The 23142-nt window shown below is 32.7% G+C and carries 21 protein-coding genes; 15 read left to right on the top strand and 6 right to left on the bottom strand.

Annotated features, from left to right (window positions below):
• Window positions 1-131 precede the first annotated feature (131 nt).
• The 7 genes from ACXAHM_RS20665 to ACXAHM_RS20635 are packed head-to-tail and all read left to right on the top strand — an operon-like array spanning window position 132 to window position 6303.
• Entirely contained in the window at window positions 132-1631 is a 1500-nt protein-coding gene (locus tag ACXAHM_RS20665) for a phytoene desaturase family protein (protein WP_474964155.1), read from the top strand.
• A gap of 13 nt (window positions 1632-1644) precedes the next feature.
• Window positions 1645-2481: a phytoene/squalene synthase family protein gene (locus ACXAHM_RS20660; protein ID WP_474964153.1), complete on the top strand. Its 837-nt coding sequence runs from the start codon at window positions 1645-1647 to the stop codon at window positions 2479-2481.
• Window position 2482: 1 nt separating this feature from the next.
• Entirely contained in the window at window positions 2483-3019 is a 537-nt protein-coding gene (idi, locus tag ACXAHM_RS20655) for an isopentenyl-diphosphate Delta-isomerase (protein ID WP_474964150.1), read from the top strand.
• A gap of 6 nt (window positions 3020-3025) precedes the next feature.
• Window positions 3026-4477 carry a 1-hydroxycarotenoid 3,4-desaturase CrtD gene (gene crtD / locus ACXAHM_RS20650; RefSeq protein WP_474964148.1) on the top strand — a complete coding sequence of 484 codons (1452 nt, stop codon included), beginning with the start codon at window positions 3026-3028 and terminating at the stop codon, window positions 4475-4477.
• Window positions 4474-5139, top strand: a complete 666-nt coding sequence (locus tag ACXAHM_RS20645) for a carotenoid biosynthesis protein (RefSeq protein WP_474964146.1) — start codon at window positions 4474-4476, stop codon at window positions 5137-5139. The genes crtD and ACXAHM_RS20645 overlap by 4 nt, the downstream gene beginning before the upstream one ends.
• A gap of 2 nt (window positions 5140-5141) precedes the next feature.
• Window positions 5142-5624: a sterol desaturase family protein gene (locus ACXAHM_RS20640; RefSeq protein ID WP_474964144.1), complete on the top strand. Its 483-nt coding sequence runs from the start codon at window positions 5142-5144 to the stop codon at window positions 5622-5624.
• Complete coding sequence (locus ACXAHM_RS20635; RefSeq protein ID WP_474964141.1) at window positions 5608-6303, top strand: lycopene cyclase domain-containing protein; 696 nt, start codon at window positions 5608-5610, stop codon at window positions 6301-6303. Before ACXAHM_RS20640 ends, ACXAHM_RS20635 begins: the two co-directional genes overlap by 17 nt.
• Here ACXAHM_RS20635 and ACXAHM_RS20630 read toward each other — a convergent pair.
• On the bottom strand, window positions 6275-7582 hold the full coding sequence (locus ACXAHM_RS20630) for a TRAP transporter large permease (RefSeq protein ID WP_474964139.1): 1308 nt from the start codon (window positions 7580-7582) through the stop codon (window positions 6275-6277). The genes ACXAHM_RS20635 and ACXAHM_RS20630 overlap by 29 nt on opposite strands.
• A gap of 9 nt (window positions 7583-7591) precedes the next feature.
• Window positions 7592-8086 carry a TRAP transporter small permease subunit gene (locus ACXAHM_RS20625; RefSeq protein WP_474964137.1) on the bottom strand — a complete coding sequence of 165 codons (495 nt, stop codon included), beginning with the start codon at window positions 8084-8086 and terminating at the stop codon, window positions 7592-7594.
• 245 nt (window positions 8087-8331) lie between these two features.
• On the opposite strand from ACXAHM_RS20625, the gene ACXAHM_RS20620 reads away from it, so the two are divergent.
• The 3 genes from ACXAHM_RS20620 (at window position 8332) to ACXAHM_RS20610 (ending at window position 12939) form a co-directional block, all read left to right on the top strand.
• Window positions 8332-9060, top strand: a complete 729-nt coding sequence (locus ACXAHM_RS20620) for an isoprenyl transferase (protein ID WP_474964135.1) — start codon at window positions 8332-8334, stop codon at window positions 9058-9060.
• A gap of 41 nt (window positions 9061-9101) precedes the next feature.
• Complete coding sequence (gene bamA / locus ACXAHM_RS20615) at window positions 9102-11642, top strand: outer membrane protein assembly factor BamA (protein WP_474964133.1); 2541 nt, start codon at window positions 9102-9104, stop codon at window positions 11640-11642.
• A 154-nt stretch (window positions 11643-11796) separates the two neighbouring features.
• A complete protein-coding gene (locus ACXAHM_RS20610; RefSeq protein ID WP_474964130.1) occupies window positions 11797-12939 on the top strand; it encodes an acyl-CoA dehydrogenase in 1143 nt (380 codons plus the stop codon).
• A gap of 45 nt (window positions 12940-12984) precedes the next feature.
• On the opposite strand, the gene ACXAHM_RS20605 is transcribed toward ACXAHM_RS20610, so the two are convergent.
• The gene (locus tag ACXAHM_RS20605; RefSeq protein ID WP_474964127.1) at window positions 12985-14805 is read right to left on the bottom strand and encodes a glycosyltransferase; all 1821 of its coding nucleotides are present in this window, start codon (window positions 14803-14805) and stop codon (window positions 12985-12987) included.
• Between the two features lie 244 nt (window positions 14806-15049).
• Between ACXAHM_RS20605 and ACXAHM_RS20600 the strand changes: the two genes are divergently transcribed.
• The 4 genes from ACXAHM_RS20600 (at window position 15050) to ACXAHM_RS20585 (ending at window position 18347) form a co-directional block, all read left to right on the top strand.
• Window positions 15050-15442, top strand: a complete 393-nt coding sequence (locus ACXAHM_RS20600) for a CesT family type III secretion system chaperone (protein ID WP_474964125.1) — start codon at window positions 15050-15052, stop codon at window positions 15440-15442.
• Between the two features lie 11 nt (window positions 15443-15453).
• On the top strand, window positions 15454-16257 hold the full coding sequence (locus tag ACXAHM_RS20595) for a PspA/IM30 family protein (RefSeq protein ID WP_474964123.1): 804 nt from the start codon (window positions 15454-15456) through the stop codon (window positions 16255-16257).
• 273 nt (window positions 16258-16530) lie between these two features.
• Window positions 16531-17235 (top strand): hypothetical protein, encoded by a 705-nt coding sequence (locus ACXAHM_RS20590; RefSeq protein WP_474964120.1) that lies wholly within the window; start codon window positions 16531-16533, stop codon window positions 17233-17235.
• 185 nt (window positions 17236-17420) lie between these two features.
• Window positions 17421-18347 carry a hypothetical protein gene (locus tag ACXAHM_RS20585; protein ID WP_474964119.1) on the top strand — a complete coding sequence of 309 codons (927 nt, stop codon included), beginning with the start codon at window positions 17421-17423 and terminating at the stop codon, window positions 18345-18347.
• Here the strand turns inward: ACXAHM_RS20585 and ACXAHM_RS20580 are convergent, their stop codons facing one another.
• Complete coding sequence (locus ACXAHM_RS20580; protein WP_474964117.1) at window positions 18348-19295, bottom strand: DMT family transporter; 948 nt, start codon at window positions 19293-19295, stop codon at window positions 18348-18350.
• Window positions 19296-19388: 93 nt separating this feature from the next.
• A complete protein-coding gene (locus tag ACXAHM_RS20575; protein WP_474964115.1) occupies window positions 19389-20027 on the bottom strand; it encodes a DUF1684 domain-containing protein in 639 nt (212 codons plus the stop codon).
• A 142-nt stretch (window positions 20028-20169) separates the two neighbouring features.
• Here ACXAHM_RS20575 and ACXAHM_RS20570 point away from each other — a divergent pair, with 142 nt between their 5' ends.
• Window positions 20170-20532 carry an HIRAN domain-containing protein gene (locus tag ACXAHM_RS20570; RefSeq protein WP_474964112.1) on the top strand — a complete coding sequence of 121 codons (363 nt, stop codon included), beginning with the start codon at window positions 20170-20172 and terminating at the stop codon, window positions 20530-20532.
• A 12-nt stretch (window positions 20533-20544) separates the two neighbouring features.
• Here the strand turns inward: ACXAHM_RS20570 and ACXAHM_RS20565 are convergent, their stop codons facing one another.
• On the bottom strand, window positions 20545-23016 hold the full coding sequence (locus ACXAHM_RS20565) for a type ISP restriction/modification enzyme (protein ID WP_474964107.1): 2472 nt from the start codon (window positions 23014-23016) through the stop codon (window positions 20545-20547).
• Between the last annotated feature and the right edge of the window lie 126 nt (window positions 23017-23142).

Below are 23142 nucleotides of genomic sequence, written 5' to 3'. Positions count from 1 at the left end.
AAATGAGCTATTTAACATTTTGTTTAATGTTTTGTTTAAACATTTTAAACGTTCTATTGTTATTCAATTCGTTAAAGGCTCGTTTTAAAACGAACTAAAAACACTATCAAGTAAAAATTAAAAACATTTATATGGCTTCAATTGGCATTATAGGTTCAGGATTTTCAGGATTGTCTGCTGCTATTACCCTAGCAAGTGAAGGACATGAAGTTCATGTTTATGAAAAAAATGAACAAATTGGAGGACGTGCAAGAATAAAGCAAATAGATGGATTTACCTTTGATTTAGGCCCCTCATGGTATTGGATGCCCGATGTATTTGAAAACTTTTTTGCAAAGTTTGGAAAAAAAGTTTCAGACTACTACGACTTAGAAAGGTTAGATCCTTCTTATAGAATATATTGGTCAAAAGATGATTATACTGATATTCCTGCTGAATTAGATCGTCTTGGAGATTTGTTTGAAGAATGGGAGGCTGGTGCTAAACAAAAATTATTTCATTTTATGGATGAAGCCAAAATCAAATATGATATTGGTATGAATGATTTTGTCCATAGACCTTCTTATTCTATAATGGAATTTGCTGAATGGCAAGTAGTAAAGAATATACCAAGATTGCATCTGATCTCAAACTTTGCTTCTTATATTAGAAAATATTTTAAGCACGAAAAAATTCTAAAAATATTAGAGTTTCCAGTTCTCTTTTTAGGTGATGTTGCCAAACGAACTCCAGCTTTATATAGTTTGATGAACTATGCTGATTTAAAGTTGGGTACTTGGTATCCCAAAGGTGGATTAGGTGCTGTAATCAAAGGGTTTGAAAGTTTAGCCATAGAAAAAGGTGTGATTTTTCATACTGGAATGCCTATTGATAAAGTGAATTGTGAAGGAAGGAAGATTATTTCAATGCAATCAAATGGTACACTAATTCAGCATGATGAATGGGTGGGTACTTTAGATTACCATCATTTTGAACAAAAACTTTTACCTAAACAATACAGAAATTATACACCTGAATATTGGGAGAAAAGAAAAATGGCTCCATCATGCTTATTGTATTATGTTGGTTTAGATAAAAAAATCGAAAATATCTATCATCATAATCTATATTTTGATACTCCATTTGATCCTCATGCAGAAGAAATATATGATAATCCTTCTTGGCCTAAGGAACCACTCTTTTATGTATGTGCACCATCAAAATCTGATGAAACAATTGCTCCAGTAGGAACAGAGAATCTTATGCTTTTGATACCAGTAGCACCAGGGTTAGAAGATACAGAAGAAATCAAAGAAAAATACTTCAATATTATAGCAGATCGATTGAAAGAGTCATCTGGAGTAGATATACGAGAACATATTTTAGTAAAAGAAACATTTGCTCATAATGATTTTGTCGAAGCATATAATGCATTTAAAGGCAATGCGTATGGACTTTCGAATGTATTGACCCAAACAGCGTTTTTAAAACCATCTATAAAGATCAAAAAACTAGATAATATTTTGATGGCAGGGCAATTGACAGTACCTGGACCAGGTGTACCTCCATCCATTATCTCAGGAGAACTCGTAGCAAGAGAAATCCTTAAAAAAAAGACACTCATAACTTCCAAAAATAAAATATACAACTAGAAACTCTAAAGAAATGAAACAGATTTATGACAATCTTTCCTATAGCATTTCCAAAAGCTTAACTCTTAAGTACACAACATCTTTTGCGATTGGAATTAGATTCTTAGCACCCTCTCTGCGCCCAGCTATTTATGCTATCTATGGATTTGTAAGAGTAGCAGATGAAATTGTAGACTCTTTCCATGGATTTGATAAAGAGAAACTATTAAATGAGTTTGAGCAAGATTGTTACCAAGCAATCGACGAAAAAATAAGCACCAATCCTATTCTACATTCTTTTCAGGAAGTAGTACATGAATTTGGTATTGAAAGAGAATTAATCCGTTTATTCATCAATAGTATGAGAATGGATTTAAAGAAAACAAAATATACGGAAGAAGAATACAAAAACTACATTTTGGGCTCTGCTGAAGTTGTAGGTTTAATGTGTTTACGTGTTTTCTTAGAAGGAAATGATGAAGAATATAAGCGATTAAAGCCTTTAGCTATGGCATTAGGTTCAGCTTTCCAAAAAATAAACTTCCTTCGTGATTTGAAAGCAGATGTTAGAGATTTGGGTCGTGTGTACTTCCCAGATATCGATATTACTGTTTTTAATGATGATGTGAAAAAAGAAATCGAAGCAGACATTCAAAAAGATTTCGATCAAGGTTTTGAGGGCATTAAACAATTGCCCAAAAAAGCAAGATTTGGTGTTTATCTAGCATATATCTATTACACAAGATTATTTAAAAAAGTAATCAATGCTCCTGCAGAAAAAATCTTAGAAGAGCGATTAAGAATACCAGACCCAAAGAAATACATGATTCTTTGTCAGTCTTATATTCGTCACCAAGTAAATTACCTTTAAGATGAATCGTAATCAAGTAATCCTTGTCGATAAATTCGATCAGCCATTAGGTGTAATGGATAAGCTACAAGCTCATGTTGAAGGAAAACTTCATAGAGCCTTTTCTATCTTCATCTTTAATGAGGAAGGAAAACTTCTCCTTCAACAAAGAGCACTAAAAAAATATCATTCGGGTGGTTTGTGGACTAATACATGTTGTAGTCATCCACAACCCAATGAAGATACCTTAGAGAGTGCACAAAAGAGACTGCAAGAAGAAATGGGTTTTTCAACTGAAATCTCTTGGGTGGACTCGATTACATACAAAGCTTCATTTTCAAATCAACTAATTGAGCACGAGTATGATCATATTTTTATTGGTCATTATAATGGAGCATTTCAACCAAATCCAGAAGAAGTAGAAAATACTCAATGGATTGAAATAGAAGATTTAGAAAAGTGGATTAAGAGAGAACCCTCTCATTTTACAGCTTGGTTTGGTTTGTGTCTTGAAAAAGTGAAATTATTTCTTGAGACAGAAAAGAAAATTTTAGCATAAAAGAATATGAAAAAGGCGGTGATCATTGGAGGTGGAATTGCAGGGATTGCTTCATCACTTAGATTAAATAAGCTTGGATATGAAGTGACATTACTTGAAGCTTCGGATACAATAGGAGGTAAATTAAGACATTTTGAAGTAGAAGGATTCCGTTTTGATAAAGGGCCTTCTCTTTTTACTTTACCACATTTAGTCGAGGAGTTGTTCACGCTTTATGGAAAGCAGACGGAAGATTATTTTCAATATATAGAATCACCTATTGCAACTCAATATTTCTTTTCAGATAAAACACCTTTCACTGCTTATTCTAATCCTCAAAAGTTTTCAGTAGAAGTAGAAAAGCTTTGGGGTGTTAAAGTGGAAAAAGTATTGGGAGAAATTATTGATGATTACAATAAAACATCACCAATTTTTATCGAAAATGGTCTATCAAAAATCTCAGATTTAATTTCCAAACAGGTGTGGGATGCTTTACCTGTTTTATCTAGAATAGGTGCTTTTGAATCTTTACATCAGTTCAATAAGAAGCATTTTAAACATCCTCAATTAGTCCAACTTTTTGATAGATATGCCACTTATAATGGTTCAAATCCATACCAAACACCTTCAATAATGAGAGTGATAAGTGCTCTAGAACATCAAGATGGAGTGTATTTCCCAAAAAATGGAATGCGTTCTATTGCCACTTCATTAATCAAGCTTGGTGAAGAAAATGGTGTGACTTATCTCAGTGATAAAAAAGTCAAAAGTATAGAAGTAAAGAATAAAAAGGTAGTCAGTGTATCTACTGAAGATGAAAAGTTTGACGCTGATATTGTGGTATCAAATGTAGATGTCAACTTCTTTCTGCCTAATATTCTTGATAAAAAAATAAAAGTGCCTCAAAAAGAAGATTTATCTTCTTCTGCAATGGTGTTTTATTGGGGAATTAACCGTCAGTTTGAACAATTGCATCTTCATAATATCATCTTTTCTGAAGACTATAAAAAAGAATTTGAACAACTTTTTAAAGAATTTAAAATTCCTGAAGATCCGACAATTTATGTGCATATAAGCAGTAAAGTAAATCAAGATGATGCTCCAAAGGGAAGTGAAAATTGGTTTGTGATGATTAATGTTCCTCCTTCTCCAGAATTATTTTCAGAAGAGGTGGTCTTGAAAATTGAAAAGAAATTAATTGAAATTATCTCAAGACAATTAGACTGTGATTTAGAAAAGCATATTGTTAATTCATCATACTGGACACCTAAATTAATCGAACAAGATACATTAAGTTGGAAAGGTGCATTATATGGTTTAAACAGTAACAAATTAACCAGTGCATTTTACAGACAACGAAATCAATCGAAACAATATAAAAACCTATTTTTTGTAGGTGGTAGTGTACATCCAGGAGGAGGAATTCCTCTATGTTTAAATAGTGCAAAAATAGTTGAGTCTTTAGTGCCATCAGTATGAAAGCAATTACAATAAATAACGATATCAAAACTTGGACTACTATCCAATGGGTAAAAGTGATATTATTTATCTTTTATACTGTTGGCAGCATTGCGGCCTTCCTGCCTCTCAATCAATATATATTACCATTTACTCCATTTTTACTGTTTTCAACTTTCTTAACCTTAGGTTATTTTGAAGAAACCAAAAACAATAGACTTGCTATATGGTATGCTTTTGTCTGTATTGGAAGTTTCTTGGTTGAGTGGGTTGGCGTACATAAAGGATTCCTTTTTGGATGGTATGTTTACCTAGATAATTTAGGAATCAAGCTTGATGGTGTACCAGTATTAATCCCAGTGAACTGGATGATTTTGGCTGTAGCAGGAGTGATGTTCAGTAAAAGAATTCGATCAAATAAAATTGTGAAATCCATTATTTCAGCAGCTTTTGTTGTTTTTCTTGATGTTTTAATTGAACGTGTTTGTGAACCTTTAGGCTTCTGGAAATGGGATGATGGAATGCCTCCTTTTAAAAATTACATTAGCTGGTGGCTTTTTATGAGTATTTTTATTTATTTCCGCTTACGATTTATAAAATCAGAGAATAAAATATCCTTATATATATACCTATTATTCTTTAGTTACTTTTTCTTTCAAAATTTAGCTTCAATACTTCTTTAATTATGATAATCAATATACTAATCGTTTTTACGACATTTCTTTTTATGGAATTTACAGCTTGGGCAACGCACAAGTATGTAATGCATGGCTTTCTATGGACTTTACATAGAGATCACCACGAACCTCATGAATCATTTTTTGAGAAAAATGATTTCTTCTTTTTGATTTTTGCAGTTCCATCATGGTTAGGTATTATGTTAGGAATGATGTATAATCATTATTTCTTTGTCTGGGTTGGAGTTGGTATAGCCGTTTATGGATTATGTTATTTCTTAACACATGACGTATTGATTCATCGTAGATTTAAATGGTTTGACAATACAAACAACAGATATTTTAGAGCAATTCGTAAAGCACATAAGGTGCATCATAAGAAAATGACAAAAGAAGACGGTGAATGTTTTGGTATGTTGATCGTTCCTATTAAATTTTGGATTGAAGCAAAAAAAGTAAAACAAAAGAAAAAGAATGCCCGAGCTATCTGATATCTATTTGATCATAAATATACTGGCCTTTTTAGGTCCATTTTTTCTGAGTTTTGATAAAAAAGTAGCCTTTTATAAAAAGTGGCTGAGACTCATTCCTGCAATTTGCTTTATGGGAATAGTGTATTTACCATGGGATGTCGCTTTCACCTATATGATGAAATGGGGCTTTAATGCTGATTATTTATATGGGATAAATATATTATACTTACCAATAGAGGAGTGGATGTTCTTTTTCATTATTCCTTATTGCTTTCTTTTTGTATATGAATGTGTCATTGCTTATTTCCCAAAAACAAAAGCCAAAACATTTATGCCTGCCTATTTCTTTGTAGGTGTCGCAATGTCTCAAGCATATTATGGAGGATTATATTCTAATGTAAATTTTTACGTAGTTTGTTTATCCTTAATTATTGTTTTTAGGTTTTTAAATGAAGCATTTTGGTGGTCTTACCTATTGACTTTATTACCCTTTCTAATATTTAATGGAATTCTAACGGGTGCAATCACAGATGAACCTATTGTTTGGTATAACAGTGATGCAATTACTAATGTTAGACTACACACGATACCGTCAGAAGATTTTTTATATCTACTTGGAATGATGCTTTTATGCTTCAGAGGTTGGATCATCGGTCAGCCTCAATATACTACTCAAGAATTGACGGAAGAAATGTAACTACATCTGGGAATGTAATTACTAATCCAATGAGTAATAATTGAATCACTATATAAGGAACAATTCCTTTGTAGATTTGACTTGTTCTTACTGATTTGGGAGCGACACCTTTTAAATAGAAGAGTGAAAATCCGAAAGGTGGTGTTAGAAAAGAGGTTTGTAAATTTAGAGAAACTAAAATGGCCACCCAAAGCAAATCTAACCCATAATGAACAAAAATAGGTGTAACCACTGGCATGAAAATAAAAATGATTTCAATAAAGTCAATGAAGAATCCTGCTAAGAAAATACCAATCAATACTAAAGCTAAAAAGGCATATGGAGGTAAGTTAGCATGTTGAATGATGTCTACTAATATTTCATCTCCTCCTAATCCTCTAAATACTAAACCGAAAGCAGTAGCTCCAACCAATATTAAAAATACCATACTCGTCAAAGAACCACTTTCTATTGCAGATTCTTTAATTGCTTTCCAGGTTAATTTTTTTTCAAACGCAGTCAATAAAGTAGCGGCTAATGCACCAACCCCAGCAGCTTCCGTAGGTGAAGCAATACCCAAAAAGATAGAACCAAGAACAGCAATGATTAAAACAAAAGGTAAAACAAAAGTCTTAATTAATATACCAGCACTCAATGTGTCTTTGAACTCTTCAATTTCTTCTTTTGAAATTTGAGGTACTTTATCAGGGTTCATGCTTGCGTATACATATACATATATAATGTAGAAGATGACTAATAGTAATCCAGGAATTACAGCAGCAACGAATAAATCACCAATAGAAATATTCATTACACTACCCATCAAAATTAAGACAATACTAGGAGGGATGATTTGCCCTAAAGTACCACTAGCAGCAATAATTCCAGTAGAATATTCTTCAGAATATCCTCTTTTTAGCATACTAGGTAAGCTCATTAAACCCATTGTCACTACAGTAGCACCCACAATTCCTGTAGAAGCAGCTAACATTGCTCCAACAATAGCGACTGATATGGCTAATCCACCTTTAACTTTACCAAGTAAAATTGCCATTGTATTTAATAAGCGACTGGCAATACCTGATTTTTCTAGCATAACACCCATATATACAAACAAAGGGACAGATATTAAAATCTGATTACTCATTGTTCCAAATATTCGAAGCGGTAGGAGATAGAATAAATCCATTCCAAAAGTGTAGTACCCAAAAATTAATGATACACCTGCCAATGTAAAAGCAACAGGATATCCTAAGAGTAATGCACCAAATAAACAAACAAATAAAAGTAGAAGTAACATGTCGTTAGTTTAATTTTCTTTTGAAGTAAAGCTTGCTATAGTATTTCCTAATCCCTGTAGCAATAATAACAACATACTGATTGGAATGATTGCTTTAATAATAAATCGATAAGGCAATCCACTCGGATCCGTAGAGTGCTCCATGATTTTATAGGAATTAATGATATAAGGAATGCTAGCATCAATAACGATAAAACAAAAAGGGACTAAAAAGAAGAAGAAACCAAAACAATTGATGTAAGCTTTAATTTTTGAAGGAAGCTTAGAGTATATCGCATCTACCCGTACATGTTTGTCTTTTCTGAGTGTATTTCCTGCATTCAGAAGGAAAATACAAGCAAATAAATGCCATTCAAATTCAGAAATTGAAGCAGAGGTATAATTAAAAAAATAACGCATCAATACATCGAAGCAAACGATGATTATGAGGAGAATTGTGAAGTGAGAAACAAAATTTCCAATTTTTTTATTCAATAAATTAATTTTGTTAGAAAATTCGTTCATATAGCCTTAGATAAATGAAAAAATAGTATCTTATTGATACTGTGGAAACAGTGATGAATAATTGTAATTTTTAAAGTTGTTAAGTAGTGTAAAATTACATTTTTCTATTAAATAAGTACTATAAGTTTTAATTTCAAAACTGTTTTTTGTTGTTATCCGGTCTATTTATCTTTATTTTCGCCCTTCAGTAATGTAATATTGATTCATATTGCAAAGCTCAGTTTTGTTTTAGACGTTTTTTTAGAATGGATTATACTATAGATAAAGCAAATTTACCTAAACATATTGCAATCATTATGGATGGCAATGGCCGGTGGGCAAAAGGAAAAGGAGCAAAACGAATTTTTGGTCATAATAATGCTATCAAAGCTGTTCGTGAAGCAACAGAAGGGTGTGCTGAATTAGGCGTAGACTTTTTAACCCTTTATGCTTTTTCAACGGAAAATTGGGGGAGACCAAAAGCAGAAGTAATTGGTCTTATGAAATTGCTTGTTTCTACGATACGTTCTGAAACAAAAACATTGATGAAAAACAATGTAAAACTAAAAGCAATCGGTAATATCGAGCAATTACCAGAAGATTGTCAAAAAGAATTAGAAGAGTCAATACAACTAACGAAAGAGAATACGGGTCTAACATTAGTGTTGGCACTTAGCTATAGCGGTAGATGGGATTTGACTCAAGCAACTAAGAAAATGTGTCATGCCTTTAAAGAAGGTGAGATTGATGCAGTGGACGAAGATACGGTAAAGCAATTTCTATCTACAGCAGACATTCCAGATCCAGAACTTCTTATCCGCACTAGTGGCGAACATAGAATCAGTAATTTCTTATTATGGGAAATTGCTTATACTGAATTATTTTTTACTAATGTACTTTGGCCTGACTTTAGGAAGAATAACTTACACGAAGCCATTAACTCTTACCAAAATCGTGAGAGAAGATATGGTAAGACAAGTGAACAACTTTCATAAAGTAACAAGGACAATATTTAAAAAGAGATCAAGCAAAACGCATGATATCAACTAAGAAGACAGTATATACACTGTTATCGTTCATCTCAATTTGGACATTCGCAATAACTACTACTTATGCTCAGTTTGGAACAAACTATGGGTCACAAAGTGGTAAGTATAAAGTAGACTATGGAACTCCTGTAGAGTATACTATTGCAGGAATCGATGTAGTCGGTGCAGATTTTAATGATAAAAATGCATTGATTAACATTGCAGGTTTTAAGGTTGGAGAAAAAATTAAAATTCCAGGAGATGCAATTTCTAAAGCCGTAAAAAAGCTATGGAAATTAGGTATTGTAGGTGATGTTCAAATAAACGTTACCGAGATCCAAGGAAGTGATGTGTACTTGCAAATTGCACTTACTGAACGACCAAAACTTTCAAAGTTCTATTTTGAAGGTGTGAAAAAAGGGCAAGCCAAAACTTTAACTGATAAAGTACAATTGGTGAGAGGTCGTATTGTGACGGAATCAATGATTCGTAATACACAGAACCTAATTAAAGCACATTATGCTGAAAAAGGTTTTAAAAATACGGAGGTTAAAATTGTTCGTGAAAAAGATCCAGTTCTAGCTAACAGTGTGATATTAAGAATCGATGTCAACAAGAATTCTAAAGTTAAAATTGAGGAAATTAAGTTGACAGGTGTTGAATCACTAAAAGAAAAGAAAGTAAAGAGAAAACTGAAGAAGACGAAAGAAAAACGCTTCGGTAGAATTTTTACACCTTCTAAATTTATCGCAGAAGAATACAAAAACGATAAAAAGGCATTAGTAGAATACTACAATGAAGAAGGTTTCCGTGATGCTGAGATTCTTAGAGATTCTGTATATGATGTGAGTAACAAATTGGTCAACATTGAATTAGATATGTATGAAGGTCAACGTTACTACTATAGAAGTATCAAATGGACTGGTAATTACAAATACACAGATGAACAATTAGGTCGTGTTTTAGGTATTGCACCTGGTGATGTATACAATACAACTGAATTAAATAAGCGTTTATCTTTCAACCCAAGTGGTGCAGATATATCAGCTTTATATATGGATGATGGTTACCTTTTCTTTAACGTAACTCCAGTAGAAGTATTAGTAACAGGTGACTCTGTTGATATTGAAATGAGAGTTTTTGAAGGTGAGCAAGCCTATATTTCAAAAATTATTGTAAATGGTAATACGAAGACTTCAGATCACGTAGTGTATCGTGAAGTTAGAACTTTACCAGGACAGAAATTTAGTAGAGCGGACTTAATCAGAACACAACGTGAACTTTCAACATTAGGTTATTTTGATCCGGAAACAATTGATATTCAGCCAAAACCAAATATGGCGAATGGTACTGTGGATATTCAATACGGATTAACAGAAAAAGCAAATGACCAGATTGAACTTTCTGGTGGTTGGGGTGGTTACTATGGTTTCGTTGGTACTGTAGGTCTAGTCTTCAACAACTTCTCACTAAGAAACGTTACCGATTTCTCAAAATGGAGACCTTTACCATCTGGTGATGGACAAAGATTCCAATTGAGAGTACAGGCTTCAGGTATCCAATATCAAACGTACTCAGTTTCATTTACTGAACCTTGGTTAGGTGGTAGAAAGCCAAACTCTCTAACAGTAAGTTATAACTACTCAAACCAAAACTCATACAGTGGTGATGTGAAAGTAGGTAGTTTAGGTATCAACTCGGCAACTGTGGCTTTAGGTCGTCGACTTAAGTGGCCTGATGACTGGTTTACAATGTCGAACTCTTTATCATTTATGGTTTATGACCTAGAAAACTGGTATGCTACTGGTTTTGGTGATTATAATAATGGTAAATCATATAACTTAGTATTTAATACAACCATCTCAAGAAACAGTATTGACCAACCTACTTATCCACGTAGAGGTTCTCAAATTTCATTAAGTATTAGTTTAACTCCTCCTTATTCTTTATTCCAAAAAGATAAAGATTTCTCATCAGATGACATTACAGATGAAGAAAGATATAAGTGGGTAGAATACAACAAATGGATGTTTGATAATGCATGGTACGTAAATATCTTTGGAGATTTAGTATTAGCAGCAAGAGCCCACTTAGGTTTCCTTAATGCTTATAATGATGATAAAGGATTAGGACCATTCGAACGTTTCATCATGGGTGGTGATGGTTTGACACAACAGTATGCTCTTCTTGGTACGGAAACAATTGGTTTAAGAGGTTATGAAAATAACTCAATTGTACCTTACGAAACTGAAGGACTAGGTGGTGTAGTTTATAACAAATATGTAATGGAACTTAGATATCCAGTTTCATTAAATCCAGCGGCAACAATTTATGTATTAGGTTTTGCTGAAGGTGGTAACAACTGGGCTTCATTTGATGAGTTTAACCCATTCGATATGTATAAATCTGCTGGTTTTGGTGCTCGTATCTTCATGCCTGCATTCGGTATGTTAGGTATTGACTGGGCATATGGTTTTGATGTACCTCCAGGACAAAGAGATGTTAGTGGTAGCCAATTCCACTTTACTATTGGTCAACAACTTAGATAATAGATCAACTTTATTATATATTGAAAGCCTCCCAATTTGGGGGGCTTTTTTATTTAAAAACATATTCAGGAAAACTTTTTCTTTTAAAGAAAGTTTGTATTTTTGAAGAAACATTCACAATAAACACATAACCAGTAATTACCAATTTACACACATGGATTTCAAACTAACAGAAGAACAATTGGCAGTGAAAGAAGCTGCCCGTGATTTTGCACAGTCAGAATTGTTGGAAGGAGTAATCGAAAGAGATACTGAACAACGATTCCCGAAAGAACAAGTCCGTCAAATGGGAGAACTAGGCTTTATGTCTATGATGGTAGATCCTCAGTATGGAGGTGGCGGTATGGACACATTATCTTATGTGTTGGCAATGGAAGAAATTTCCAAAATTGATGCGTCTGCATCTGTTTCAATGTCCGTAAATAACTCTTTGGTATGTTGGGGTTTAGAGAAATACGGAACAGAAGAACAAAAACAAAAGTATTTATCAAGATTAAGTTCGGGTGAAGCAATTGGGGCTTTCTGTCTTTCAGAACCTGAAGCAGGAAGTGATGCAACATCTCAAGTAACTGAAGCCTTAGATAAAGGAGATCATTATCTATTAAATGGAACAAAGAACTGGATTACGAATGGTAATTCTGCTTCAATTTATCTTGTAATAGCACAAACTGATCGTGAGAAAAAACATAAAGGCATTAACTGCCTTATTGTTGAAAAAGGAATGGACGGTTTTGTAGTCGGTAAAAAAGAAGATAAACTAGGTATTCGAGGTTCAGATACGCATATGTTGAGCTTTACGGATGTTAAAGTTCCCAAGGAAAATAGAATAGGAGAGGATGGTTTCGGATTCAAATTTGCCATGAGCACACTTAATGGAGGAAGAATCGGTATCGCTTCTCAAGCACTAGGTATTGCCGCAGGTGCTTATGAACTTGCATTAAAATATTCTAAGGAAAGAAAAACTTTTGGAAAGCCAATTTGTGAACATCAAGCGATTGCCTTTAAGTTGGCAGATATGGCGACTAAAATTGAAGCAGCAAGAAATTTAGTTTACAAGGCAGCTTGTTTAAAAGATCAAGGTGAAGACTTTAGTCAAGCGGCAGCAATGGCAAAACTATATGCATCAGAAGTTGCGATGGATGTTACAGTAGAAGCTGTACAGATTCACGGAGGCTACGGTTATGTTAAGGAATATCACGTAGAACGTTTGATGAGAGATGCAAAAATTACGCAGATATATGAAGGTACATCTGAAATACAGAAGATTGTCATTTCAAGAAGTGTTCTAAAAGATTAAAAATAAAAAAAGCCGATCATCTGATGATCGGCTTTTTTGTTAGAACTATCTTTCCATCGTAATTTGATAAGCTTTCATATAGTAATCATATAAAGCATCCCAATCAAAGTGGATAGAACTTTGTTCTGCAGCACTTCTTTGTAGTATACGGTCTCTTCTTTCCGTAGTCACAAAATCGTACATATAGTTGGCTAATTCCTCCGCAGAATGAGAGTAATCACTATTTTTTCTGTGAATTACTTCAATACCATCTACACGAGTTCTTTTCAGATCATTGATCACGAAATCACCAAAACCAGCTAAATCAGAAGTTACAGCAGGAATACCTCTTGCTACACATTCCATTGGTGTATATCCCCAAGGCTCATAATAAGAAGGGAATACACCCAAGTGACATCCTCTTACAAAATCATCATAGTCAATACCGAATAACGGATTCATTGAATTGACAAAGTCAGGATGATATACTAACTTAACTTTATCTCCTTCAAAGTTTAATAAACCAGATTCACGCGCAAAGTTTAAGATATCGTCTTTTCTGTCTTCCTGTAAATTATGTGTAGTGATAAATGGTAAACGATCTGTTTTCCAAGATTGTACAGTTCTTCTCAATTGAAGTCTCAAACTTTCAGGAATAAGGTCCTCAATTGTTGGAGCAGAATAAGTATCACCTTTAGAAGCCATGTAGAAAAGTCTTTCACCTACACTTTTCTCCATTGCGTCACAGATTTTTCTGATTTCACCTAAAACAGCTCTTGATTCTAATTCAATTGGATTGATAGATTCATATTCTTTTTTGGTGATAAAGAAGGTAACAACTGTTTTATTGATATTATTGACACGAAGTTTGTGATTTAATCGAGCTAAAGCTTCCAATGTTAAATCAAAACCTTTGTTTTTGTATTCGTATCTACCTGATGTGAAGAAATACAATGTATTGTCTAAATCAAACGAGTAAGATTGGAAGAAGTGTCCCATGACAAACTCGTGGATTTTCTCTTTATATACTTGATGTAAGTTTTGAGACTCATGAAGAGCTTCAAAACGGTTGATGTTAATCCCATTGGGAACAATTGCATCGATTTCTCTACCTAATAAGTATTTACATTCTACAGCAGTAAGTCTACTTACTGTTGTAAATGTATGAGAGCCATGTGCTGCAGCTCTTTCGATGGCAACTTGTGGAAGAATATTAAAGTGTGTGGCTTCTTTTTCCCAATCGTAAGTTCCTCTTTCCAGGTTATTGTAGAAACCAGGATCATTCATCGCAAGATATCTACCTAATAAAGTAGCGTGAGTTGTAAATACACACTTAATATCTAAGTTTCTTCTTCTGATTTCAGGAATAGGTAAACCTGCCATCCATTCATGCATATGAGCAATAACTTTCTGACTTTTCTTGTTTAAAGTGTCTAATTCCTGGAAAAAATCAGTGATTTGACTAGATAACATGATTGTTTTATCAAACAAATCATCACCATCAAAAGAAGGGATATTGTGACTTTCCCAATTTGATTTTTTAATGTCCGCTAGTTTCCAAGCTTCATTCATTGGATTGAACAAAACTACTCTTGGGCGACCAGATACTAACCATCGGCCATAAAATACTTCATATCCTTTACTTCTTAACGAACGAACAGTTCTTGAAACAAGGTCATTACCTTCATCTGAGATCGGTTCAAAAATCGCAGAAACATTGCTATTGATGTAAGGTCCTACTAAACAATAGTTGTCATCTCCAAAGGCAGAAAGTACATTTAATATTTTGGACTTGATTACAGTATAGATTCCACCGACTTGATTACACACTTCCCAAGCACCCTCTATTAATAGAGGAGAATCTTTTAGATGATTATTTTTTGGCATATAGTATTTGGTAGTTTATTTTATCATTGATGAATTTTATTCAACCGATTGCAACAAATATACTATTCCTTTTTTTAATTTTATTTTTTATCCAATAAATTCTATTTAAAACAATAATATTTTAATGAAATTAAATGAATAGATATATAAATTTTATTAAATATTGTAGAATTTGGTGTCATTTGGTATCCAAAATCTGATTATATTCGTATTATCAATTATTAATAAATTAAATAACCATACAATGAATAACTTTGAGAAAGTAAAAGGCTATTTACTAAATCTTGGCTATGATATTAAAAGTGAAGATTCTAATGAGGAATTATTCATTATCTCTGACGAAGAGGAAGGCCTAATCAATGTAATTGTTGATTGTGAAGATCCTATTCTTATCATTGAAATGCATATCCTAGATATTACTACTGATAAACCAGACTTTTACAGATCTTTACTTGAAAAAAATAGAGCATGTGTTCACGGAGCATTTGTAATTGATGCTGAAGGAAATAGAGTTTTATTTAGAGATACTCTAGAACTTGAGAATTTAGATGAAAATGAATTAGAAGGCACATTAAATGCTTTCAAATTAATGATCAGTGAAAACTACGATCTATTATTAAATTACGCACATAACTAATCAAGAATAACATGTCATTTTTTAAAAGAATATTTGGATGGATGTCTGCAGAAACAAATGCAGCATTAGATAGTTTAGAAGACCCCATTAAAATGACGGATCAAGGTATCCGTGAATTAAAGCAAGATCTAGATAAGAGTTTACAAGGTTTAGCACAAGTTAAAGCGATATCAATTCGTACCCGTAAAGAGTACGAACAACATAAACAAAATGCTGCAGACTGGGAAAGAAAAGCAGTTCTACTTTTACAAAAAGCAAATTCAGGACAGTTGGATACTGCAGAAGCAGATCGATTAGCAACGGAAGCCTTGAGTAAAAAAGAACAAGCTGTTGCTGCTGCTCAAACACATGAAAAAATGGTGGCTCAGAATGATTCTCAAGTCACTAAAATGGAACAAAATGTTCAACGTTTGAAATCTCAGATTTCTCAATGGGAGAATGAAGCTAAAACATTAAAAGCAAGAGCTAAAGTAAGTGAAGCTTCTTCGAAGATCAATAAACAATTGGCAAGTATTGATTCGTCAAGTACTGTGGCAATGTTAGAGAGAATGAAGAATAAAGTAGAGGAGCAAGAAGCTTTAGCAGAGTCTTATGGAGATATTGCAGATGCTAATGTTTCTATTGATGATGAAATCAATAAAGCGATTGGACCTGGTGCTGGTACTTCATCTTTGGCATTAGAGCAATTGAAAGAGAAAATGCGTCTTGGCACAGGAGAAGCGAACAATTCTGCTTCCTCTGCATCAAGTAATGCAGCACCTCAAGAGGAGTCCGAACTTGATAAATTGAAAAGTCAATTGAAGAATAATCAGTAATATTTATTTCTTCATCAATGTAAGACAATAAATTAACTCATTTTATAGTGTAGTATTAACTTTAAAAAGTTATATTTCTTACTGTAAAATGAGTTTTTTTTATCTCTCAATAATTATTTTTTAAACTATTGGTTGAATATTCATTGTGATTCATTAGTTTTATATAAAAATTCGAAGTTGTGTTACTTCTCTTTAACAGAATATGTAGTATGTAATACAATGGAAATGAAATTTTTTGATACAATTTATATTCTCCTGAAACGATCCCAAGTAATGAAAAATCAAATTCTGTCTAGTACACTAATAATTTTAGCCTTATTATTCTCAACAACTTCGTTTGCCCAAAGTAAAAAGAAATTAAAGCAAATGAATGCTCAATTAACTACTGAAAATACAGAGTTAAGAAAGAGTAAAACTGCTTTGGAAAAACAATCGAACTCATTGCAAGCAATGAACGATCAAATGAAGTATGAAGTAGAAGGATTGAAGGCAGATATCAATTCATTACAACAAAAAAATAAAGCACTTCAAAATGAGGTAAATCAACTTTCTGAAGCTAACGAAGCATATGAAGAGAAATTAGCGGAAGTAAGTACTTCTGGAAGTGGTGGTGCTGTAGCTACTGCTGGTAAAAATATGCCAGCAAACGCAGATCAATGCTCGAGCAGACAAGGACAGTTACAAAATGATAAGACGTATTTTGTTGACTTAAGTAGTCAAATTATTTCTCATGGTTGGGGAGTTCAAGTTTACTCTACTGCAAGTCTTTGTGATGCACAAGGTTATGCTGAAAGTTTCCAAGAACATTACAAAATGTGGAAAACGTACGTAAAAGTAACAGAACAAAACGGTAGTCAAGTATACAGTGTTGTATATGGTTCATTAAAATACCAAGATCAAGCTAAAGTATACTTAGAGAACTTTAAGAAAATTGGTAGAAATGAGGATGAAAGAAATGCTGTTTTGGTACAACACTAGAATAAAAAACATTTAATATTAAGGAGGCTTCGGTCTCCTTTTTTTATGCATTTTTTTAAGAATTAACAATGAAATTATGTAATTTGAAGTAGGAAGAACCCGTTGTAATGTTGACTACTTTTATGAATGGAATATTTATTGCAGTATGTCCTTCAAAATTAATCTAATAATCTGTAATTAAAAAAGTGAGTAATCCTACTATAACAAATACATGGAGAAAAGTAATACGTGCTTTTTACGTATACTTTGTCGCATGTTTTCTTATCGCTGTAGGGAACTTTAGTTCTTTTAAACAGATCGAAGATCATGATGTTGTATTAGAAAAGGTTCAGAAAGTGCGACAAGAAGCTATGAGAATGACTTTAGCAGCACAAGAATTCCTTTCTTATGAAGCACATTATGAAGATTTCCATAAATCAAGGGAAGCGACGCCTATCATGAAGGAATATCATGATATTGATAAAGCATTAGAATTATATGTAGAATCCATACTAAGTTCTAATTCTTCTTGGAAATTAGATTATGAAGATGACCTAGTTTTATTCTATAATCATTTAAAATCTCATAGAAAGACATTTGCAAAAATCATTACCCAATTAAAATACCGAGGGTCTCAAAATTCTGGAATGATTGGGGATTTACAAAAGAGAACTAGGGTATTAGCAGAAGATCCTTATGTAAATATTGTATCTCTTGAGCAAATGAAATTATATGAAAAGAGTTACTTATTATCTGCGGATACCTCAGAATTCTATAAAATCAGAGAATTAAACCATCAAATGCAGCGCGATATCAAAAACATGCCGATGGCAGAAAACCATAGATATCAGTTGGTCAATAATTTAAAACGATATAATTCTACTTTACTTAAAATTGTAAATGTAGACCTTACGATTGGTTTTAGAGGAGATAAAGGGTTGACATTAAACCTTCAAAAAAATACTGAAGATATTATTCGCTTGTCACAAAAAATGTATGATGATGCGAAATCTAAAAAAGATAATTGGATGTCTTACAGTAGATGGTTATCTGTGATTTTTGGTACTTTATCAATTAGCGTCTTACTAGTACTGAGTCTTACTTCTCATGAGTTATTAAGTAAGATGAAATAATTAAGCTGAAGAAGTAGTATCAGATTCAATCTTCTCTAATTTAAAGATCCATTTTGCAAGTGGCATTGCTAAAATTGCAAAAGCAATAATAAACGCCCCACCATAGAAATAGAGATCCATAATTTCACTTTCTCCAAAAAATAAATAAGCAATAACACCTCCATAAATTGGTGCAAGATTGTTGGCTAATGACACACTAAAAGGAGTGATTTTTTTCATTACTCTTACAATGGATGAATAGGCGATAATAGAGAATACGACAGCTAAAATGACAATTAATCCCATGTCAACTGCTGTAGGCATTGAAAAAGGTGCCATCTTTATATATGTCAAATAATAGGGTAATACTGCTGCAGTTGCTATAAAAGCACCTAACATTTGATAGAAAGTAATGACTAAATAATGATACTTCTGAGATAATTTTGAAGTTAAAATCGTCACAATAGCGGCGAAAAATGCTGCTAAAATTGCGGTATACATTCCTTCGCTATACGCAAAACTTGAACTGAAAATCATATAGACGCCAAATAATGCAGATAGTCCCGTCATTAATTCATTAAATGTAGGTTTCTTTTTGGAGAAAATGGGATAGACAAAACTTACCCAAACAGGCGTTGTAGCCATCCCTACTAAAGTAACGGAGGTATTGGAGGTTTTTGCTGCAACAACAAATAAAATCCAATATATGGAAGTCATAAAGCCTGTAAAGACAAGCAAAAGTACATGGGACGTTTTTACATTAAAGGATATTTTCCTAAGCAGTAGATAAAAAAAGATAATCACAAGAGCCATCATGGTTCTTAAAAAAACGATCTCTACTGAACTAAGAGAAATATATATATTAATAATCGGAATTGTACTTGAGCACAGAATCCAAAAATGTAGTTCTAAATAAGCACTTTTGTTGTCCGAATAGCCAATTTTTTTAAGTAAAGTAAGTAAAGCCATTGTGCCGAATAGAATGTTCTAATAAAACATCAAAATACTACATATTTTTTTATATCCCTAATCTTACATTTGCTTTACTTTCTTTTCGTTCTTTTATGGATGAAACTTCTTTTCTCCTGCATTAATTTCCACTGAAAGTTGATTTTCTAGAGGAGGTAATGGACAGTCATATGATTCATTATAAGCACAGTAAGGATTATAAGCTTTATTGAAATCGATCACTGTTTGCATAGAGCCTTTTTTCAAACCTCTTAATTCGATATATCTTCCAGCACCATAAGTAGTTTTTGCAGATGTAGCATCTCTGAAAATAACCATAGTTAATCCTTTTGTCATAGGAGTATCAATTAGATTTTGTAATAATACCAATTTTTGTGCTTCACCATCAATTTTGAAATTAGCCCATGCTACTTTTTTATATGTACGTGGATCTCCTTGTGTCGCTGCTATTTTTATAGTTTCAGGACTTGAAGCCCATTCCAATGAAGCGTTTACAATATATTTCTTATCTGGATTAAAGTAATTCAAACCTTTGAAATCAGCAATTTCATCCGCTTTTAAAGGTGAAATTTTAGTATTTCTAAACTCTTCATTTTTCTCTTCTCTTTCTTTATTGATTTTTTCAAGATAAAGACCTTGATTCAAATCGGAATTAGAAGAATAATAAGTATACGCTACTACTACAGCAATAAGGCCAAACAGTGCTATTTTAAGGATTTGTGATAGCTTCATGATCTAATTTTATGAGTATTTTAATGTGAAATCGAATATATAACAATTTGAAGAAATTATAAAATCAAAGAAAGTTTTATAGGAATATTGCAATAAAAAGTTGTATCTTGCTAATATTAGTAAATATTTTATTAGTTAATTTATGGTTAAACCTATCACTCATAACGCCGAAAAAGATTTACTAGATCACCTAAGTAAAACGCTATTATTCGAAGGTTTTGTCGCTTGTTATAGAAATTTTTCTGAACAGGAAACACAATGGGGAATTATGCGTCAGCCAATAAAACTAGTGAGAAACGGGGCAAGTGATTATGATCAATTTGCCACTGCTGTTTTTGCTGGTGATAAAATGATTGGTTATGTACCAACAACGATTAGTGAGAAAATTGCAAAAAGGTTAGATGCAGGGGAGGAAGTACATGCTGAACTTGTTAGTGTAGATCCTGATGCAAAAGACCATGAAAAAGTAAAATTTAGAGTCTGGCACTATAACGAAGAATTATAATACTTGACCTTGTTACTTTCTACGCTTTAATCGTATTGTTGGACCACTATTTTCAAATAATGCATCAGGTAAAGTTGTTTGAATAACTTTATAATATTGCGATTGTAACTGTAAACTTTTGATTAAGTCAAGACGATTAATAACCGGAATTACAGCATTAAAATATTTTTGTAAATCTTTATTTAGAGGTTTCCTTTCTTTGTACTCTTGAAGTATAAGTTGGGAAACTTTTTCGTTATGCCATGTACCAAGGGTATCTTCAAGGGAAATACCTTCAATTTTTTGAGTAGAATTGAGTATCAAATCATTCTCTTCTTTCTCTTCATAATTTTCAGAAAAAGTAAATGTAGTTTCCACTTCTTTTTGAACACCTGTGGTAAAAATCGTTCTGCCATATTCAGACCAACTCCAGAAGTCATTCAATAGCGGAATTCTTGGTGCTAATGCTTTAAGTTCTTTTTCGTAATCAATTCGATATAATGGATGATTAAGAATCGCAAAGCAATAGTAAAAGATATTCTCTTTTGTTAATTGTTTTGTTTTCTTTTCATTCTCAATTTTACCTTTTTCTAATTTTTGGATGGCACTGCTTATCTTAATAGAAGATTGTGTAATACTATTGATCATGGTTTTCTTTTCAGTAGATGTTCTGAAAAGTTGATTCATTTTAGTATTCAACAAATGCAATGTTTTTGTAATCTCTTCAAAAGAACTTTGTGTATCGCTAGCTATCCCTTGAAGTTGGAGTGTATACTTATGTAATACAGGAAGTCGTGATGTGAATTTCTCTATATTCTTTGTTTCTTGAATAAGAACATCTAAAATTGGTTCAATCGTATTTTGTTGCTCTACTTTTGGAAGACGAGAGATATAATATTGTTTAAAACGATCTAGTGCCCAATCACTAATATTACTATTAAAAGATCCGTCTTCTTTGTATATACTTAAAGGTAAAACAGTAGGGAGTTGTTTTCTATCATAAAAAGATTTTAAAGGCCCTTGAATGATAGGTGTAGCTTCTAAACCAATTTCCTTGTGTGTACTTAAAGCAAAAGTAGGGTTGTCTTTTCCAAAGCCATACGTTTGTGCTGTAGACCAGTTGTTTTGATCTCTTTCAGAAATATAAGCCCACTTCTTTAAGAAAGGTTTGGAATAGACTTTTACTATATTTTTTGCATCAAATTTTTCTTCAATTCCTAAAGCTAAAGTGTTATCCTTTTTTTGATTTTTGTAAAATAACTCCATTTTTTGAATCAACTGTTTTTTGTTGAAATCAGTTGCCCAAGATTTATTTTTTATATCAATTAAAGGTGTACTTTGATTAAAAATGCTTTTTTCTTTTTCAGAAATCAGACAAAGGAAGTTTTTATATTCATCAGAAGATAACGTAATCCAATCATCACTTTCTTCATTTACATGAGCAAAGTCTTCCAAATAACTTGGAGCGAAGAATACACCATCTTTATCTTCTTCCTCACTGAATATAAAACAATAAACCACTTGATTAGAGTATTGCTGTGCTTGAACGTAAACTCTCTGACAAATGTCTACAACCGTTTTTCTCCATTCTTTGAATTCAGGAGCTGCTGCTATGGAATGATCCCCACGAATCACTAAAATTCCATTATTTCCTAGACGTTCTTTTGCCCATAAAAACCAATAAGAAACTGGATTGCGTTTGGCGTCATTTTTAAAAACTTTTTTGACTTTATTGACCCAATCTTTATGTACAGATCGATTGCCTAAGGACATCTGTTGTATGGTGCCAAATACTATTTGTACAGGATCACGATTTAGATTGATCAACTTGTCCAAATTGTCATCTTGTTCCGAAAAATTAAAGTGTTTTTGTCCTTGGGGTTTTATATCAATAAAACTAAGACTATTCCCAAAGGAACGAACACTCATCGGAATTGTGATTGCACTCCAATAGTAAACTAAAAGATCATAGCAAACAATAGTATTGGACTGAGCTTCAGTGTCCAAGAAAGGAGGGAGTGTAAAAGAAGGATATAAATATTGAGCATTTTTTCCAGAGTTATTCAAATGTTTTCGCATTAAAGATTTGAACATTCCCAAGAAGTAATCGGGTAATGCTTCACCTTCTTCTCTGCCCATCAGTTTTGTAAATGTATTTTCAGGAGTTTCTTGCGTAGATAATTCATTTATAGCATCCTCAATTGATTCTAAATTGAGTTGAATTAGATCTAGATCAATTGTTTTGTCAATGAGTCTTTCAAAGGCTTGATAAATAGAATCTTGATGAAGATGTTTTAATTTATCATTAGCAACTAATTGAGAGATAATATGCTTCCCAATAATATGTTCACTGATAAAGCGAATCAAATCTTCAGTGCCAAAAGAAGGATAAAAAGAGCGTTGAAAAACCTTTCTTAAGTCTCCACTATGCTCTTGAATAGCACCCTTAAAATTACCTGCAAATAAAAGTTGCTGTTGTAAGCCTTGAATCGCTTCTCCTACCAAACCTATTCGATTTATTTATTGCTAAAAAATAGGAGTAACCGAAGTCTTATAAAAGACCTACTCCATTTACAAACTGAATTGCAAATATAACTCTTCATATGAAGGTCTAAAGATAAATATGAAAAA

It is taken from the genome of Flammeovirga sp. AWQ4_249, assembly GCF_056161045.1.
Note: the sequence above shows the minus strand (reverse complement) of the source record. Positions and strands in the feature narration are given on the sequence as shown.